The sequence below is a fragment of the Serratia sp. HMSC15F11 genome (assembly GCF_001808215.1).
GTDB lineage: Bacteria > Pseudomonadota > Gammaproteobacteria > Enterobacterales > Enterobacteriaceae > Serratia > Serratia nevei.
Genome location: NZ_KV792404.1, coordinates 1 through 15,225, shown reverse-complemented (window position 1 = coordinate 15,225; position 15,225 = coordinate 1). Strand labels below are relative to the sequence as shown.

The window sequence follows — 15,225 nt, the reverse complement described above, 5'->3', positions numbered from 1 at the left end:
CGAACCCGCTGATGTGGGTGGATCCGCTGGGGTTGATGAGTTGCTCGACTGATGCAGCTAAGCTTGCCCGAAATCTGGGGCCACAACCTATGGGGGGAGGGAAATATGATGCGCACCATATTATAATGTCTAACTCTTCTGATGCCCGAATGGTTGCATTAAGAAAACGAATGGATGATCTCGATATTGATATTAATAATTCAAAAAATGGAGTTTGGCTTCCTAATACTAGGGCTGACCGTATAGAAGGTACTTTAACGACTGCCCACAAAGGTAATGGGATACATGGCAATGCATATAAACAATATGTTTATGATAAACTTATTAACAGTCAGACGGATAAAGAGTTCTTCTCTTAAGCAAATAAAAAGTGAGCTTGAGGGAGGTAAGGTATTTCCTCTTGCAAATGGTAGAATCCCTACTTTATAATGGTGATAAAATGAAAGAAGTAGCTGATGGTATAAGGGCTGATTTAGATGAAGTGCGGTCTCTTTTTTTGAATGAAGAGCTATTAGCTGAAAAGATATCTTCGATTAGCCATGCGGAGTCAAAGGTTGTATCGTGGTCTAAAACTAATGCCTTTAGTATTATTCCATTTTACAATGAGTTAACCGGATTTAAAACCGGAGAAATATTGAGTAAAGAGCCTAAGAACAAAAGTAATGCATATTGCTATTTTTCAAATGATGACCATATAAATAAAATAGATAGCTATAACTCAAAAGGAGTTGTAGCGGATACATCTTATGTCATTAGAGATGGTGATGAGGTTCTTGAAATAAGACAGGATGTAAAGAGGAACTATTTGTCTATAAGTAGAGTTTTTTTAAACTCTCAAGGGCAGCCATCTAAAGCTTTTTTTGCAAATGATGATGGTAATGTATCTGGTTATCATTACTTTTATAAAGATGGGAGAATCGATAGTATATTGACGGTAAGTAATTACTCTCCTTTACCATATGTTATTTTATCATGTGTTTATGACGATGGTGAAATTAGTGAAATTTATTTTAATAACAATAAGGGAAAGGTAGTTATATATCCTCGCTAGGATATTAAGGTGATTCTTAATTGGCAGGGCGACTTTAGTTATTTACATGCGTCCTGTGGCAGGGCTACCGGTTGCTGCAGGAGCAGCGCGACGACGGCAGCCGCTCGGCAGATATTTACTGGTATCACACCGATCTGAACAGCGCGCCGCTGGAAGTGACCGACGCGGCTGATATCTAGACTTTATTTTTCATGCGGAGGTTTTTGTGAATAAAGATGATGTTTTAAAAGTGCTCGGTAAAATAGAGAGTGATATAGGGTGTAAATTCCCTGTGTTATATAAGAAATTTTTATCGGAGGAAGTGGGTGATTCTGACGCATATGAATTCACAAAGAAAAATGGAGAGGCCCTCTATATCTTTAATTATAAAGATCTAGTTGAGCGTAATGATACATATGCTATTCAAGACTCGGCGCCTGACTTTTTATTGATAGGGCAGGATGGTGATTTGGGTTATTTTATAAACTTAAGTGATGGTAGTGATAAGATATATAGCTTAGACCTAGGTGCGCTTGGCAGTTTGGATATGGATGAAGAAGGAAAAAATCTTTACAGTTTACGTATGTAATTATTTTCATGGTAAGGTCGGTGGATTAATGCCTGCCCCGACCTTTACTATGTCTGTGGGTTTTAAACTTTTATGATATTATTATTTTTGTTGTAAATGATAAGCCCGTAAATTAATGGTTTCTGGCTTCCGTTGGAAGTAATGGTTTTCAAATTCACACTAATTTGAACAGTGCGTTATTGGAAATAAGTGATACAATTTATAGCTTAGGCGGGTAATTATTAACATGTTTGAAAAAGATAGCTTATGGTGAACAGTATTGGCTGAAAGGTGTAGAATCCAAACAGCCTGATGGCTACTTTGACTGGGATGTGCAACATAGGAAAGAACATAACTTAGCAGAGGAAAGCTTTGTTTTTAGCAATTCATGAATCGCGACCCGATAGGGTCAAACATCCCTCCAAATGTCCAACGCCTTCCTTATCCTACATCCCCCCCAAACTAAATACCCAATGTCCCATTAATCAGGGTGCAGCACTGCCCGCCGATCCAGGGCTCGCCGTCAATAAAGCGCACGCTCACGCGGCCATCTCGCTTCAGTTGGGTGCCCTGGCGCACCTGGTAGCCCTGTGCGGTCTGGCCGCCGTCAGGGAAGCGGCTGGCCTGCAGCAAGCGCGCCAGACAGGCGTTGGCGCTGCCGGTCACCGGATCTTCAATCAAAACGCCGCATTCCACCATAAACGCGCGCATTTCGTAATCGGCCGGTTCGGTTGCAGAGCAGGCGCCATAGATCACCACGCCATCTACATCACACACCGTTTGCAACCGTTTAATCGTGGCCTGATCCGGCGTTACCGCCAGGCAGGATTGTGCGTCCGGCAGGCGCACCATCAGCCAGCGAATGCCCATCTCGGCAATCACCGGTAGGGTGCCTCCTTCAATCACCGGGGGCCGTAAAGCGGCCATCAGCCGTTCTGTTTCCTCAGCCGCCATTGGGCGAAACTCAACTTCGGGCGCGGCGAACGCCAATATGCCTTCCTGCTGGATATTGACCGCCACCAGGCCGACGCCGCATTCCTGCATCACCGTCCCAGGCCGTTTGGGCGCCAATCCGGCTTCCAGCAGGGCGTGGGCGGTGCCCAGCGTTGGGTGGCCGGCGAAGGGCAGCTCTTTTTCGGTGGTGAAAATGCGCACCTTATAATCCGCCGCCGGGTGCGTCGGTTTAAGCACAAAGGTGGTTTCCGAAAGGTTGGTCCAACGGGCCAATGCCAGCATCTGCGCGGTGCTCAGCCCCTCGGCCTCCAGCACCACCGCCACGGGGTTGCCCTGCAGCGGCGTACGGGTAAACACGTCTACCTGTTTGTAGGCGCGGGGTGTCACATCATCACTTCTGAGCATTGGCCATCATCCGTTATCAACAAAACCTGATGATAACGATATTCGCCAATGGCTTCAAAGGGTTGAGTTTTGTTTTGAGATACCCGCCCGTCGCCATTTCAGCCCCGGCTTGGCGAACATCACCAGGTTGCCCAGCAGGATCAGGCACAGGCCCAGCACGGCGTTGAAGTGCCACTGATAGCCTTCGTAGATCGTTGAGATGGTCAGCGCCACCAGCGGGAACAGCAGGGTGCTGTAGGCCGCCGCGCCGGCGCCGATGCGGCCGAGCAGGCTGAAGTAAGCGGCGAAGGCGATCACCGATCCGAAAATCGCCAGGTACAGCAGGGAGCCGATATAGCGGCTGCTGTGTTCCATCTGGAACGAGGCGCCCTGCGCCAAGGCGATCAGCGCCATCAACAGCGCGCCGTAGGTCATGGCGTAGGTGTTGGTGGAAAAGATATCCAGCCCGCGGCGCTGATGGCGCGTGCTGATCATGTTGCCCAGCGAGAAGCCGTAGGTGCCGAGCGCGCTCAGGCCGATGCCTTTGAGCAGCTCCGGCGCCATGCGGGTGGCGGCCAGATCTTGCCAAAATAGCGCCACGATGCCGGTCAACCCCAGCAGCGCCGCCGGCAGCAGGTTGGGGCTGGGGCGCTGGCGGAAAAACAGCAGGCTGTTGAGGGCGTTGAACAGTACCGCCATCGAGAAGATCACCGATTCCAGCCCGCTGCTGATGTAGGCCGCCGCGTGGTAGAAGCAGAAGAAGTCGAAGCCGAACACGCAGCAGCCCTGCAGCACGCAGAACAGATGATCGCGCGGAGCGAGGCGGCGCAGGCGGCGCGTTAGCAGCAGCACGGCGAACATCACCGCGGCGGAAATGGCGAAGCGGTAAGCGATCGAGACGGGAATGGCCACCGGCCCTTCCTGTTGCAGGGTGATCGCAATCCAGGTGGTGCCCCAAATCAGCACCACGGCGAGGTACAACAGCGCATTCATTCTATTTGTTACTCCGAAAAAACCGATGGCGCAGTATCCGCTTTGGCGCGCGGCGGCGCTTGCAGCGCTTTGCGCCCAGTTGCATATTCTTGCGCTTTTTTTGCCAAAAGCGCGGGGCGGCGGCTGGTATGCGGCGGCGCCACTCTTTACACTGTCGGCATGTCGAACAACGGGGCCGGCGATGTCCAACTATCAGGCGTTTGAAACACTGCGTGAGCACAAGGCGCGGCTGCACGGCAGCGTGCTGCTGGGCACCGGCGTGGAGCTGGCCGCCTGGTCCAACTGCAACGATCGCGTCACGCAGGAAAGCGCCGACCACCATACCCTGAGCCTGTACGTCGCCGACGGCTATGAGTGCTATCAGCAGGTGCCGGGCGGCTGGCGCAACGGCGGCGGGCCGGATCGGTTCTGCATCATGCCGCGCCAATACGCCTCCACCTGGGATGTGCGCAGCGATCTGTCGTTCGTGCACCTGTATTGCACCGACGGGCATTTGCGGCAGCTGGCGGAGCAGACCTGGGATCGCAGCCCGGCGGCGATCAACGTAGAGCCGTGCAGCTTCGGCGAAGATCCGCAGATCACGCTGCTGTATCGCCAGTTTTTGCTCAACTGCGACTGGCGGGACAGCGCCAACCTGCTGGCGCTCAGCAGCGCGTCTAACCTGCTGATGTCGCATCTGTCCAGCGTTACAGCCAGCTGCAGTGGAAGCTGCCGCAGGCGCGCGGCGGCCTGGCGCCTGCGGTGGCCAGGCGGGGGCGGGAATATATCGAAAACCACCTTGAACGGCCTTTGCTGTTGGCGGATCTGGCGGCGCAGGCCGGGTTGAGCGAATACCATTTCGCCCGCATGTTCAAGCACGCCACCGGGCTGGCGCCGCACCAGTTTGTGATGCGCGCACGGCTGCAGCGGGCGGAACGGCTGCTGCGGCACAGCCAACAGCCGATCACCGAGATCGCGCTGGCGTGCGGCTTCAGCTCCGCCAGCCATTTCAGCAACCGCTTCAAGGCGGCCTATGGATTTGCTCCGCTGCAGGTGCGGCTGGGGCGCTAACCGAAAGGGAGTGCAGCATGGATCAACCATTTGCCGGGCTGGGCGTGTTGTTTGTCGCCGGATTCGGGCCCATCACGCGTGAGAGCGACGAGAGCAAGGCGTTTTATGTCGAGGCGCTGGGGCTGCCGCTCAAGCCGATGCCGGGCAACGAAACCTATCTGCTGTCGGAGCAGGGCGCGCTGGACGGGGTGAAGCATTTCGCCCTGTGGCCGCTGGCGCAGGCGGCGCAGTCCTGCTTTGGCGACGATCGCTGGCCGGCGGATCTCGCGGTGCCGCAGGCGTGGATCGAGTTCGACGTGGCCGACATGGCGGCCGCCACCCAGGGGCTGGTCGATCGCGGTTATCGGCTGTTGGTCGCCAACCGCGAAGAGCCGTGGGGGCAGAGCGTTACCCGTTTGCTCAGCCCGGAAGGGTTGCTGGTCGGTGTCACCTATACGCCCTGGCTGCGGTAAACGCCACGCCGTTCGCCGCCGCCTGCCGGCTGTGGGCGGCTTAAGAACAAATACGCATTAGCTTAAAGCGGTCTGCGCTATAGACCCATCAAATCCCCGAGTGGTTTCCCTTCCTGTAAGCAGAAATTCCGTTCATTGCGTAAAAACCAATGGCCAGAACGCGCTATTACCATGCCATTTTACGGCGATTTTCCCCCGTCTTTTTTTGCCGCCAGGTGCCTGATAGGAATAGAGATTATTCTTATATTTCTGCCAATCGTTAAGAAATAATAATGATTCTCGTTTTCAACCACGGAAAGGAGAAGGAACGATGAAAACAGTGAAGCGAACGGGCATCGCGCTGGCGATAGCCCTGACTTTCCCCCTGGCATTGCCTGCCGCTACGGCGGCGCAAACCTCCCTGACAAACAGTAAGGCGGCAACGATGACGGAAAAACACGGGCAGTTTATTGCGGTTGGTAAAGTGGTGCAGGTGACCTTTGGCGATTTCGCCTTCAAGCTGGATTTTACCGATGACAAGACCATGACCTTCACCGGCATCGGCGAGGCGTCGCAGGGCATCACCGATACCGTACAGTACACCGCGGTGGAGATTCGGCCGAAGGTCTACATGGTCTATTGGCACGAACCTCAGTCCGGCGACAACGTGACGCATATCGAGGACTTTGAGCGCGGCGAGGTGTACACCAACATCGCCGCCAAGGACGGCAGCTTCACCCATCTGAAAGGGCAGCTGAAAATCGTAGGTCACTCAGGAAAATAAGGAGCAGTTATGAAAAAGGCATTGATCACCTGTGCGATCGTCGGCGGCTTGCTGGCGAGTTACCCGGCGCTGTCAACGGATCAGGCGGCGTCTTACAAATCGGCCGGCAAAGGCGGTTATCATCATGCCCAGCAGAAGCTGAAGGTGGTGGAAGATCTGTACGCGGGCTTTTTCAACCGCCACGACATCGGCGTGGCGCAGAAGCTGATTGTGGAAAACTATAAGCAGCATAACCCGTTCGTCGGCGACGGCATCAAGCCGTTCCTGGATTTCTTCAGCCAGACCTTTAAGGACAATCCGCAGTACAGCGCCAAAATATACCGCAGCGCGGTCAACGGCGATCTGGTCTATGTTCACGTCAAATACCAAAATAACCCGCAGGATCGCGGCACCGCCAGCGTGGATATTTATCGGGTGAACGATCAGGGGAAAATCACCGAGCATTGGGACGTCAATCAGGATGTGCCGGAAAAATCGGCCAACGACAATACCATGTTCTGATCCGCAAGGGCCGCTGCGGCGGCCCTCAACACGCCCGCAACACTTTATTTACTTACATAAATATTAAATGACCGCCGCGTCGAGTAGGCTACGGCCGCCTTTGGCAGTGGTGGCACGGTTGATGGGCGTCATTGTCCCACCACTGCTTGAGGCGTTTCCCCGCATTTCCCGTTATCCCGCGCGTTGACTCTCCACTTTTTTGAACTGATGGCGCAGCTGCAGCGCATTGCAAAGCACCAACACCGCCGTCACCGCGAACACCCAGCGGAACCCCATCATCGCCGAAATGCCCGAACCCAGCAGCGGGCCAACCACGTTGCCCAAGTACATAAAGGATTGGTTATAGCCGAAGATGCGCCCGGTCACCTGATCGGAGGAATACTTCAGCAGCAGCGCCTGCACCGCCGGCATCAGCGCGCCGTCGGCGAAGCCGAGCAGGAAGCGCAGAATGCCCAGCTGCAGCGGCGTATTAACCCAGGCCATCACGGCGAACAGCCCGGTGGTGAACAGCAGCGCGGCGATCAGGATGCGAGCGGTGCCGATGCGATCGCCGAGGCGCCCGAGGCGCGGTGCCGAGATCAACGCCGCAATGCCGGGCACGGCGGCGATCATGCCGCTGACGAAGGCGATATTGCTGACGTTGCCCGACAGTTCGCGAATGAACAGCGTCAGGATCGGGCTGATGGAGGAGTTGGCCAGCTGAATCATCAGGGTGCAAACGAACAGGGTGACGATCAGCGTCGGATAGGGCAGCGACCGGAATACCGCCTTGCCGCTCAGCTGATCCGCTTTTTTCACCGTGATGCGCCGCTCTTTAATCAGGAACAGCGTCACCAGGAAGCTGACGAACATCAGCCCGGCGGTGACGAAAAACACCACCCGCAGCCCCAGATGATCGGCCATCAGCCCGCCCAAGAGCGGCCCGGCGATCACGCCGGAGATCTGCCCGGTCGAGAGCGTGCCCAGCGCCCAGCCGCTTTTATCGCGCGGCGCCTGCGAGGCGACCAGCGCCATGGCGTTGGGAATATAGCCGGACGTCAGCCCCATCAGGGCGCGCAGCGCGAACAGCTGCCAGACGTTGGTGGCCAGGCCCTGCAGCGCGATGACGATCGCCATGCCCAGCGAGGCGCGCAGCAGCATCAGCTTACGGCCCTTACGGTCGGCCAGGCTGCCCCACAGCGGCGACACCACTGCCGAGACCAAAAAGGTGCCGCTGAATACCAGCCCGGACCACAGGCTGAGGGATTGCGGATCGCTGACGCCGAGCTGTTCGACGTACAGCGGCAGAAAAGGGAGGATTTGGCTCATCGCCAGCCCGGTGAAGAAACACCCGAGCCAGACCGAGATCAGATTGACTTTCCACGCTTCCATCGGCTTACCGTACCACGTTGAATAAGGAGGGATTTATTAATCAAGGTAATAATAACACTGCAAATTAATCGGCGAGGGGCAAATGCGTGAGCAAACGTAACCCTGCCAATGCAGTGTCTTTTTTGCTATATATTAATAGCTATATTATCATAGGTAACTAGGTTAAGCCAGAGCGGCGCGGTAGCCAGGAAGGGCACCGCGCGATCCGGCGGTGTAAAAGCAGGGATAAACTGAACGCTAGATTGATGCCAATGAAAAAAGATCATCCTGAAGACGTGACGCTGCTGCGCACGCAGTTAATGTCGCTGGTGCGCCGTTTGCGGCGCGAATCGCGCAGCGACGAAAAATCCTGGGCCCAGCTGATGCTGTTGGGGGCTATCGATCGCCACGGCGGCGAGGCGACGCCGTCGCTGCTGGCGGAATCGGAGCGCATGCGCTCCTCTAACCTGGCGGCCGCCTTGCGTGAGCTGGAGGCCGATGGCTTGCTGGTGCGCACGCCGGACGCCGAAGACAAACGCCGGGTGCGGGTGCGCCTGACGCCCGCCGGGCTGGGCCTGCTGCAGCAAAGCCGCAGCAGGCGCGAGGCGTGGCTGCTGGCGGCGATGGAGAGCTGTTTAACGGAGCGGGAGCAGGCGCTGTTGATTGAGGCGGGGGCCTTGATGGCGCGGCTGGCGGCGGCACCGTCAACGGAAACGGAATAATCGGCGGGCGGCCGGTGCGCCGCCCCTGCGGCGAGATTACGGCATCGGCCAATCGACCGGCATGGTGCTGACCACGTCCACGTAGCGATCCCAGGCCGAAGACCAGAATTGGGTGAAGGCTTCCAGAGTAAGGTGGATGCCCATCAGGCCCATCACGAACCAGCAGGCGGTAAACAGGCCCAGGCTGCTGAACATGAACGCCATGCCGTTGCGGCTGGTCTTACGGCAAACGACGTTTAACTGGCTGGCGAAGAACATCATCACGGCGCTCAGCAACTCCCAGCGCATCATGACTAAACCGGTGGCAATGGTACTCATCGAACTCGATCCTATGTAACAAAAAGCCGCATCCGGCAGGGCACCGACAGGGAAATGCGGGGGAATATCGGGAATAGTGTGATTAAGATCACATTGTAGCATTGGGGCGAACGGCGGCTCAATGGGAAGCGCGGTGAAAAAACGCCGACGGTAACATTCCAATATGCTGAAACAGTTATGCCATTTCATTAGCAACCTTTTCATGGGGCGGTGTGCCCGATAACGCTATGCTTGCCGGCTTTTCAGTTCCCTGATTTTGCGGGGAAATGTGACGCAAAAGGTATCGGCACCGCATGGCCCTGTTAAAAGAAAAAATTCGCGACCACTCTGCGGAAGAGAGGCTGTTTATCCGCCGGGCAGGCGTAGCGCTGGCGCTGGTGGTGGTCTGTTTTGGCGCGCTGATCGTCAATCTCTACCGGCTGCAAATCCGCCAGCACGGCTTTTACCAGACGCGTTCCAACCAGAATGACATCAAGATGCTGCCGATCGCCCCCAGCCGCGGGCTGATCTTCGATCGCAACGGCATTCCGCTGGTGCGAAACGTGACACTGTATCGTATCGAGGTCACGCCCAGCAAAATCAGCGACATGGCGGCGCTGCTGCGGGCGCTGACGCCGATCGTCGACCTGACGCCGGAGGACATCAGCGCGTTTCGCGACGACATGCACCACAACAGCCGCTACAAACCGGTGACGCTCAAAGCCGGGCTGAGCGACACCGAGGTGGCGCGCTTTGCCGTCAATCAATACCGTTTCGACGGGGTGACGATCGATACCTATCAACAGCGTGAATATCCTTACGGCGCCCAGCTGGCGCACGTACTGGGCTATGTGTCGAAGATCAACGACAGCGATCTCAAACGCCTGGACAAGGCCGGGCTGAGCGAGAACTATGCCGCCGACCGCAACATCGGCAAACAGGGCATCGAGGCCTATTACGAGTCAGAACTGCACGGCACCACCGGCTATCAGGAGGTGGAGGTGGATAACCACGGGCGGGTGATCCGCCTGCTGAAGGAGCAGCCGCCGAAGGCCGGCAAGAACATCTACCTGACGCTGGATTTGCCGCTGCAGCAGTACATCGAATCGGTGCTGAAGGGGCAGCGCGCCGCGGTGGTGGTGGAAGATCCGCGCGATGGCGGCATCCTGGCGATGGTCTCCAGCCCCAGCTACGATCCCAATCCTTTCGTCAAAGGTATCGGCTATCAGGCCTATAAGACGCTGCTGACCAACCCGGATTTGCCGCTGATCAACCGCGTCACTCAGGGCTTGTACCCGCCGGCGTCGACGGTGAAGCCCTACATGGCCGTTTCGGCGCTGTTCGCCGGGGTGATCACACCCACCACCACCTTTTTCGGTGCGCCGACCTGGACGCTGCCCGGCACCGAACGCCGCTACCGCGACTGGCTGAAAACCGGCCACGGCATGCTCAACGTCACCAAAGCGATCGAGGAGTCCGCCGACACCTTCTTTTATCAGGTGGCGTATGAGATGGGCATCGATCGTATCCACCACTGGCTGAGCCAGTTCGGCTACGGCCAGTCCACCGGCATCGATCTGAACGAAGAGTATCGCGGCGTGCTGCCGAGCCGCGACTGGAAGCTGAAGGTGCACAAAAAGATTTGGTATCAGGGGGATACGGTTTCGGTGGGCATCGGCCAGGGGTATTGGGTGGCGACGCCGATCCAGATGGTAAAAGCGCTGACCACGCTGATCAACAACGGCCAGGTGAAAACGCCGCATCTGCTGTATTCGCTGCAGCAGGGCAATCGGGTGACGCGCTACCAGCCGCCGATGCAAACGGCGCAGATCGGCGATCCCCACTCGCCTTACTGGGGCATCGTGCGTAACGGCATGTACGGTATGGCTAACTTGCCGAACGGCACCGGTTACAAGCTGTTCCACACTGCGCCGTATCAGATCGCCGCCAAATCCGGCACCTCGCAGGTGTTCAGCCTGAAGCAAAACCAGACCTACAACGCCAAAATGATCCCGGTGCGGCTGCGCGATCACATCTTCTATACGCTGTTCGCGCCTTACAAAACCCCCCGGGTCGCGATGGCGCTGATCCTGGAAAACGGCGGCGGCGACGGCGTGGTGGCGGGGCCGACCGCCCGCGCGATACTCGACCACATTTTTGACCCGGCCAACGCGCCGCAGCCCGGCAATCCGGCGCAAAGTAAACCGCAGTTAAACGACAGTGCGGATGTGCAACGGTGATGCGGTTTGTTTTTACTTTCTTACAAACTGCAATCTCCTGACCATTTCCGGCAAGGTAGACTGAAATAACACCATAAACCGAATAAAAACGCAGGGTTAACACCACAGTGGCGCCATCGACCAAAAAAAGCGGTAAAACCTATTCCACAGTTCGTTTCGGCTGGATTTGCGCCGGCATGCTGGTCTGTTTTTTTCTGTTGGCGTTCAGGGTCGGCTATCTGCAGCTGCTGGAGCACCAGCAGCTGGCGGATCAGGCCGACCAGCGCTCGATCCGCACCCAGGTGGTGCCGACCAACCGCGCCATGATCACCGATCGCAACGATGAGGCGCTGGCGGTCAGCGTGTCGTCCAAAGACATCGTGCTGGATCCGAAACACATTCTCGATACCCAGACCGACACCGGCAACGAGCGCTGGCAGAGCATGGCCAACGTGCTGAAGATCCCGCTGGCGGACGTGCAGCATCTGATCCAGAGCAACGCGCACAAGCGTTTCGTCTATCTGGCGCGCAAGGTGGAGGACGACAACGCCGCCTACATCAGCAAACTGCATCTGACCGGCGTCAGCACCGAGCAGGATTTCAGCCGCTTTTATCCGATGGGCCAGGACGCCGCCGGGCTGATCGGCATCGTCGGCCAGGACAATCAAGGGCTGGAGGGTATCGAGCTGGGCTTCAACCCGCTGTTGCAGGGCAAAAACGGCCTGCGGGTCTATCAGAAGGACGGCAGCGGCGCGGTGATCGGCGTGCTAAAAAGCGTGGATCCGGTGCCGCCGCCGAACGTGACGCTCAGCATCGACAAATTTATCCAGTATGTGCTCTATGCGCAGATCCGCGACGGCGTGGTGGCCAACCAGGCCGATTCCGGCTGTGCGGTGCTGGTCAAGATCGACACCGGCGAGATCCTCGGCATGGCCAGCTACCCGTCGTTCAACCCGAACAACTATGGCAGCACCCCGGCGAAAGACATACGCAACGTGTGCAGCAGCGACAGCTTCGAACCGGGCTCGACGGTGAAACCGGTGGTGGTGATGGTGGGGCTGGAGCATAAGCTGATCCGGCCGGATACGGTGCTGGACACCACGCCGTATCGGGTGAACGGTCACCTGATCAAAGACGTCGGCCACTGGTCGAAGTTGACCATCACCGGCGTCCTGCAAAAATCGAGCGACATCGCGGTATCGCACATTGCGCTGGCGCTGCCGGCCACGGTGCTGCCGGCGGTCTATCGCAGCTTTGGCCTGGGGCGGCCGACCGAGCTTGGCATCGGCAACGAGAGCAGCGGCTATCTGCCGCAGCATCGTGAACGCTGGGCCGATATCGAACGCGCTACCTTCTCCTTCGGCTATGGGCTGCGCGTGACGCCGCTGCAGATGGCGCGCGAGTACGCCGCTATCGGTTCCTTCGGCATTTATCGGCCGCTGTCGATCACCAAGGTGACGCCGCCGGTGATGGGGCAACGTATTCTGCCGGCGGATACGGTACGATCCGTGGTGCATATGATGGAGAGCGACGCCTTGCCGGGCGGCAGCGGGGTGAGCGCCGCGGTGCCGGGCTACCGGCTGGCGATCAAAACCGGTACCGCCGAGAAAATGGGCCCGAGCGGCAAATACGACGGCGGCTACATCAACTACACCGCCGGCGTGGCGCCGGCCAGCGATCCGCAGGTGGCGCTGGTGGTGATGGTCAACAACCCGAAAGCCGGCAAGCACTTCGGCGGTTCGGTGGCCGGGCCGGTGTTCGGCAAGATCATGGCCCAGGTGCTGGAGCACATGAATATTCTGCCGGATGCCCAGCCGCTTAACGTGGTGTCGTCGGTCAAGGGGTAATGATTTAAGCGGGAAATATTGGGCCAGAGAATCTCTGACCCAATATTTAATGCAACGAGTCTGACTTACGCGTTATTTCCCTTGGGTTGCCCACCATTTCGCTACGCAAGCATTGGGTGCCTGAATAGTTTTACCTTCTTTGGTGATATAAGGTACCGGTGAGTAGATTCTTGAGCAGTAGCCTGCCGGGCGTTCGGTAGCATTAACGGTGAGAGGGAGGCTAACGGTGGTGGCTAAAATCGCTGTGAGCAGCATCAGATTTGATAACTTCATCATTCTTCCTTAATTAATGAAAATAGAGTTTCATGCTTGCCGTTACACGACGAGCGCTAATGAGAGTATTAATTTGTGGGTATAACGTCTACGGCAGATTTCATTATGGATAGGCCCTGATTCATTGATTAATATTTATATCAACATCTAAAAACAACATTTACTTTACCGAACGCAATTGCTGTCTTTCATTGAAATAAATGTGCCAACAAGCGGTTAGCTGGACTCAAGGTAATGCTTCAGCGCCTGCAGATCGGCGTTCACCAGCTCGGCGTCGCGGGCGAACATCGCATCGTCCATGTCCGGCTGGCGGAACAGGGTGAAGATCACCTCGGTGCCGCGCCGGTTGGCGAGCGCGCGCAGCGGCACGTAGACCACGCCGCCGTCCGGCAGCGTCACCCAATGATCCAGTACGCCGAAGTCATTCGGCGCGCTGAAGCGAATGCGGATCCGCCCCTGTGGGGTGTCCGCCACCCAGTCTTCATCTTCCCGCCGCAAGCTGTTGGCTAACCCTTTGGCCCACAAGGGGAAGTTTTCCGGCTGGCTGAGAAAGGCATACACTTCGTCACAAGAGCGGTTGATGGCAACATGCAGCGTTTGTGCGCTCAGCATCGTGGTTTCTCCGGTTGGCGGCGATACTTCAGTGTAGATCCCGCCGCGCTTAGAAGTAGTAACCGATGTTCACGTTGGTGCGAAAATACCATTTATTGCTGCCGGGGGACTGGGTGCCGGTCCAGCCGGTGGCGTTTTCTACGCCGCCCCACGGGTTGGCGTTCTGCGCCCAGGTCAGATCCACCCACAGCATCACCGGCATGGCGAATACTTGTACCCCCAGCGTGTTCATTTTAGAGTCGGAGCCGCCGTGCCTGTCCTTCCAGAGCACGCTGTAATCGTTGTAGAACCGCAGCTTTTTCACCGGCCCCCAGGGCACGTCGACGTCGCGCGCCAGGTTGATGGCGGCGGTGGTGGCCTGCGACGGGATCAGATAGGCCGGCGTCAGGCCGTTGCCCCCCATCAGGATCACCGAATTGTTGGCCCCGGCCGGGCCTTTGGCGTCGTAACCGTAGCGGATCACCTGGCCGGACAGATGCCAGGGATCGTAATTCACCAGCGTATGTAAGCCTGCCGCCCAGAAGCTGCCGTTATCGCCGGTCGCCTGGTTGTAGAGCCGCGAGGCCGCCAGCGAACCGCCGAGCTCATTGTTCCAGCCGCCCTGATGGAAAGCGCGCGTCAGCCGCAGGTTCACCTGATCGCGTTTTTCGTTGCGCTGCAGGTGCTGTGACGCATAGTTGGTGTTCTTCAGATCGTCGTAGCTGGCGACGTCGGGGGCGTAACGCACGCCGGTCGGCATCATGCGCGGGTAGTAGGCGGCGTCGAAGGCCCAATCGTCATGTTGGTATTGGTATTTGGCGCCCAGTCCGGTGTTGACGCCAAAGCCGAGGTAAAACGGAATGCCGTACGACCAGCCGAACTGCGGGTAGGGCATCAGGCCGAACGGTTTGAACGGCGCGCCGAGCTGTACGGCGGAGCGCTCAGACAGGTGGTAGCCGACATAGGCGCGGTCGATGGCGTATTTGCGCCGATCCTGAAACCAGAATCCGCTATCGAAAAACGCATCGTTTACCTGGCCGGCGGCATCGATGCGAAAGGCGTCAAAGCGTAAATGCGGAGGATTCCGATAATTGCTGCTGTGCCAGTCTTCATAGCGATAATTGGCGCGCAGTGCGCCGCCGATATCAATATTCTTTTTATTATCCTCGCTTTGCCAATGAATATGCGGAAATGCCGGACGGCTTTTTTTTGGTTCATCGCGCTTTACCGG

The 15,225-nt window shown here is 56.9% G+C and carries 16 protein-coding genes and 1 pseudogene; 10 read left to right on the top strand and 7 right to left on the bottom strand.

Features of this window, described 5'->3' with window-relative positions; all coding sequences use genetic code 11:
- From HMPREF3138_RS25170 to HMPREF3138_RS06095, 3 genes are all read left to right on the top strand, one after another.
- Positions 1-359: AHH domain-containing protein (locus HMPREF3138_RS25170; protein ID WP_190273446.1), on the top strand; the 359-nt coding region annotated here is incomplete at its 5' end.
- A gap of 80 nt (positions 360-439) precedes the next feature.
- Positions 440-1,051 carry a hypothetical protein gene (locus HMPREF3138_RS26135; RefSeq protein ID WP_139145121.1) on the top strand — a complete coding sequence of 204 codons (612 nt, stop codon included), beginning with the start codon at positions 440-442 and terminating at the stop codon, positions 1,049-1,051.
- 205 nt (positions 1,052-1,256) lie between these two features.
- Complete coding sequence (locus HMPREF3138_RS06095) at positions 1,257-1,619, top strand: SMI1/KNR4 family protein (RefSeq protein ID WP_038875200.1); 363 nt, start codon at positions 1,257-1,259, stop codon at positions 1,617-1,619.
- A 441-nt stretch (positions 1,620-2,060) separates the two neighbouring features.
- Here HMPREF3138_RS06095 and HMPREF3138_RS06090 read toward each other — a convergent pair whose 3' ends face one another.
- Entirely contained in the window at positions 2,061-2,957 is an 897-nt protein-coding gene (locus HMPREF3138_RS06090; protein ID WP_038875197.1) for a PhzF family phenazine biosynthesis protein, read from the bottom strand.
- Between the two features lie 54 nt (positions 2,958-3,011).
- Complete coding sequence (locus HMPREF3138_RS06085; RefSeq protein ID WP_038875195.1) at positions 3,012-3,929, bottom strand: DMT family transporter; 918 nt, start codon at positions 3,927-3,929, stop codon at positions 3,012-3,014.
- Between the two features lie 181 nt (positions 3,930-4,110).
- Between HMPREF3138_RS06085 and HMPREF3138_RS06080 the strand changes: the two are divergent.
- The 4 genes and pseudogenes from HMPREF3138_RS06080 to HMPREF3138_RS06065 all read left to right on the top strand — a co-directional run bounded on the left by HMPREF3138_RS06080 (position 4,111) and on the right by HMPREF3138_RS06065 (position 6,695).
- A pseudogene (locus HMPREF3138_RS06080) lies at positions 4,111-4,979 on the top strand (helix-turn-helix domain-containing protein).
- Between the two features lie 17 nt (positions 4,980-4,996).
- Positions 4,997-5,431: a VOC family protein gene (locus tag HMPREF3138_RS06075; protein ID WP_038875193.1), complete on the top strand. Its 435-nt coding sequence runs from the start codon at positions 4,997-4,999 to the stop codon at positions 5,429-5,431.
- Between the two features lie 310 nt (positions 5,432-5,741).
- Complete coding sequence (locus tag HMPREF3138_RS06070) at positions 5,742-6,194, top strand: MoaF-related domain-containing protein (RefSeq protein ID WP_223294865.1); 453 nt, start codon at positions 5,742-5,744, stop codon at positions 6,192-6,194.
- A gap of 9 nt (positions 6,195-6,203) precedes the next feature.
- Positions 6,204-6,695, top strand: a complete 492-nt coding sequence (locus HMPREF3138_RS06065; RefSeq protein WP_048233907.1) for a nuclear transport factor 2 family protein — start codon at positions 6,204-6,206, stop codon at positions 6,693-6,695.
- 171 nt (positions 6,696-6,866) lie between these two features.
- Here the strand turns inward: HMPREF3138_RS06065 and HMPREF3138_RS06060 are convergent, their stop codons facing one another.
- Complete coding sequence (locus HMPREF3138_RS06060; protein WP_038875189.1) at positions 6,867-8,066, bottom strand: multidrug efflux MFS transporter; 1,200 nt, start codon at positions 8,064-8,066, stop codon at positions 6,867-6,869.
- Positions 8,067-8,317: 251 nt separating this feature from the next.
- On the opposite strand from HMPREF3138_RS06060, the gene HMPREF3138_RS06055 reads away from it, so the two are divergent.
- The gene (locus HMPREF3138_RS06055) at positions 8,318-8,767 is read left to right on the top strand and encodes a MarR family winged helix-turn-helix transcriptional regulator (RefSeq protein ID WP_038875187.1); all 450 of its coding nucleotides are present in this window, start codon (positions 8,318-8,320) and stop codon (positions 8,765-8,767) included.
- A 36-nt stretch (positions 8,768-8,803) separates the two neighbouring features.
- Here the strand turns inward: HMPREF3138_RS06055 and HMPREF3138_RS06050 are convergent, their stop codons facing one another.
- A complete protein-coding gene (locus HMPREF3138_RS06050) occupies positions 8,804-9,085 on the bottom strand; it encodes a YjcB family protein (protein ID WP_033634498.1) in 282 nt (93 codons plus the stop codon).
- 293 nt (positions 9,086-9,378) lie between these two features.
- Here HMPREF3138_RS06050 and mrdA point away from each other — a divergent pair, with 293 nt between their 5' ends.
- Entirely contained in the window at positions 9,379-11,304 is a 1,926-nt protein-coding gene (gene mrdA, locus HMPREF3138_RS06045; protein WP_038875185.1) for a penicillin-binding protein 2, read from the top strand.
- A gap of 107 nt (positions 11,305-11,411) precedes the next feature.
- Positions 11,412-13,130 (top strand): penicillin-binding transpeptidase domain-containing protein, encoded by a 1,719-nt coding sequence (locus HMPREF3138_RS06040; RefSeq protein WP_038875183.1) that lies wholly within the window; start codon positions 11,412-11,414, stop codon positions 13,128-13,130.
- Positions 13,131-13,202: 72 nt separating this feature from the next.
- Here HMPREF3138_RS06040 and HMPREF3138_RS25165 read toward each other — a convergent pair whose 3' ends face one another.
- The 3 genes from HMPREF3138_RS25165 to HMPREF3138_RS06030 all read right to left on the bottom strand — a co-directional run.
- Positions 13,203-13,403 (bottom strand): hypothetical protein, encoded by a 201-nt coding sequence (locus tag HMPREF3138_RS25165; protein ID WP_071605288.1) that lies wholly within the window; start codon positions 13,401-13,403, stop codon positions 13,203-13,205.
- A 216-nt stretch (positions 13,404-13,619) separates the two neighbouring features.
- On the bottom strand, positions 13,620-14,015 hold the full coding sequence (locus HMPREF3138_RS06035; protein WP_038875181.1) for an SRPBCC family protein: 396 nt from the start codon (positions 14,013-14,015) through the stop codon (positions 13,620-13,622).
- A 49-nt stretch (positions 14,016-14,064) separates the two neighbouring features.
- A partial coding sequence (locus tag HMPREF3138_RS06030) for a hypothetical protein (protein ID WP_038875178.1) occupies positions 14,065-15,225 on the bottom strand: 1,161 nt, incomplete at its 5' end.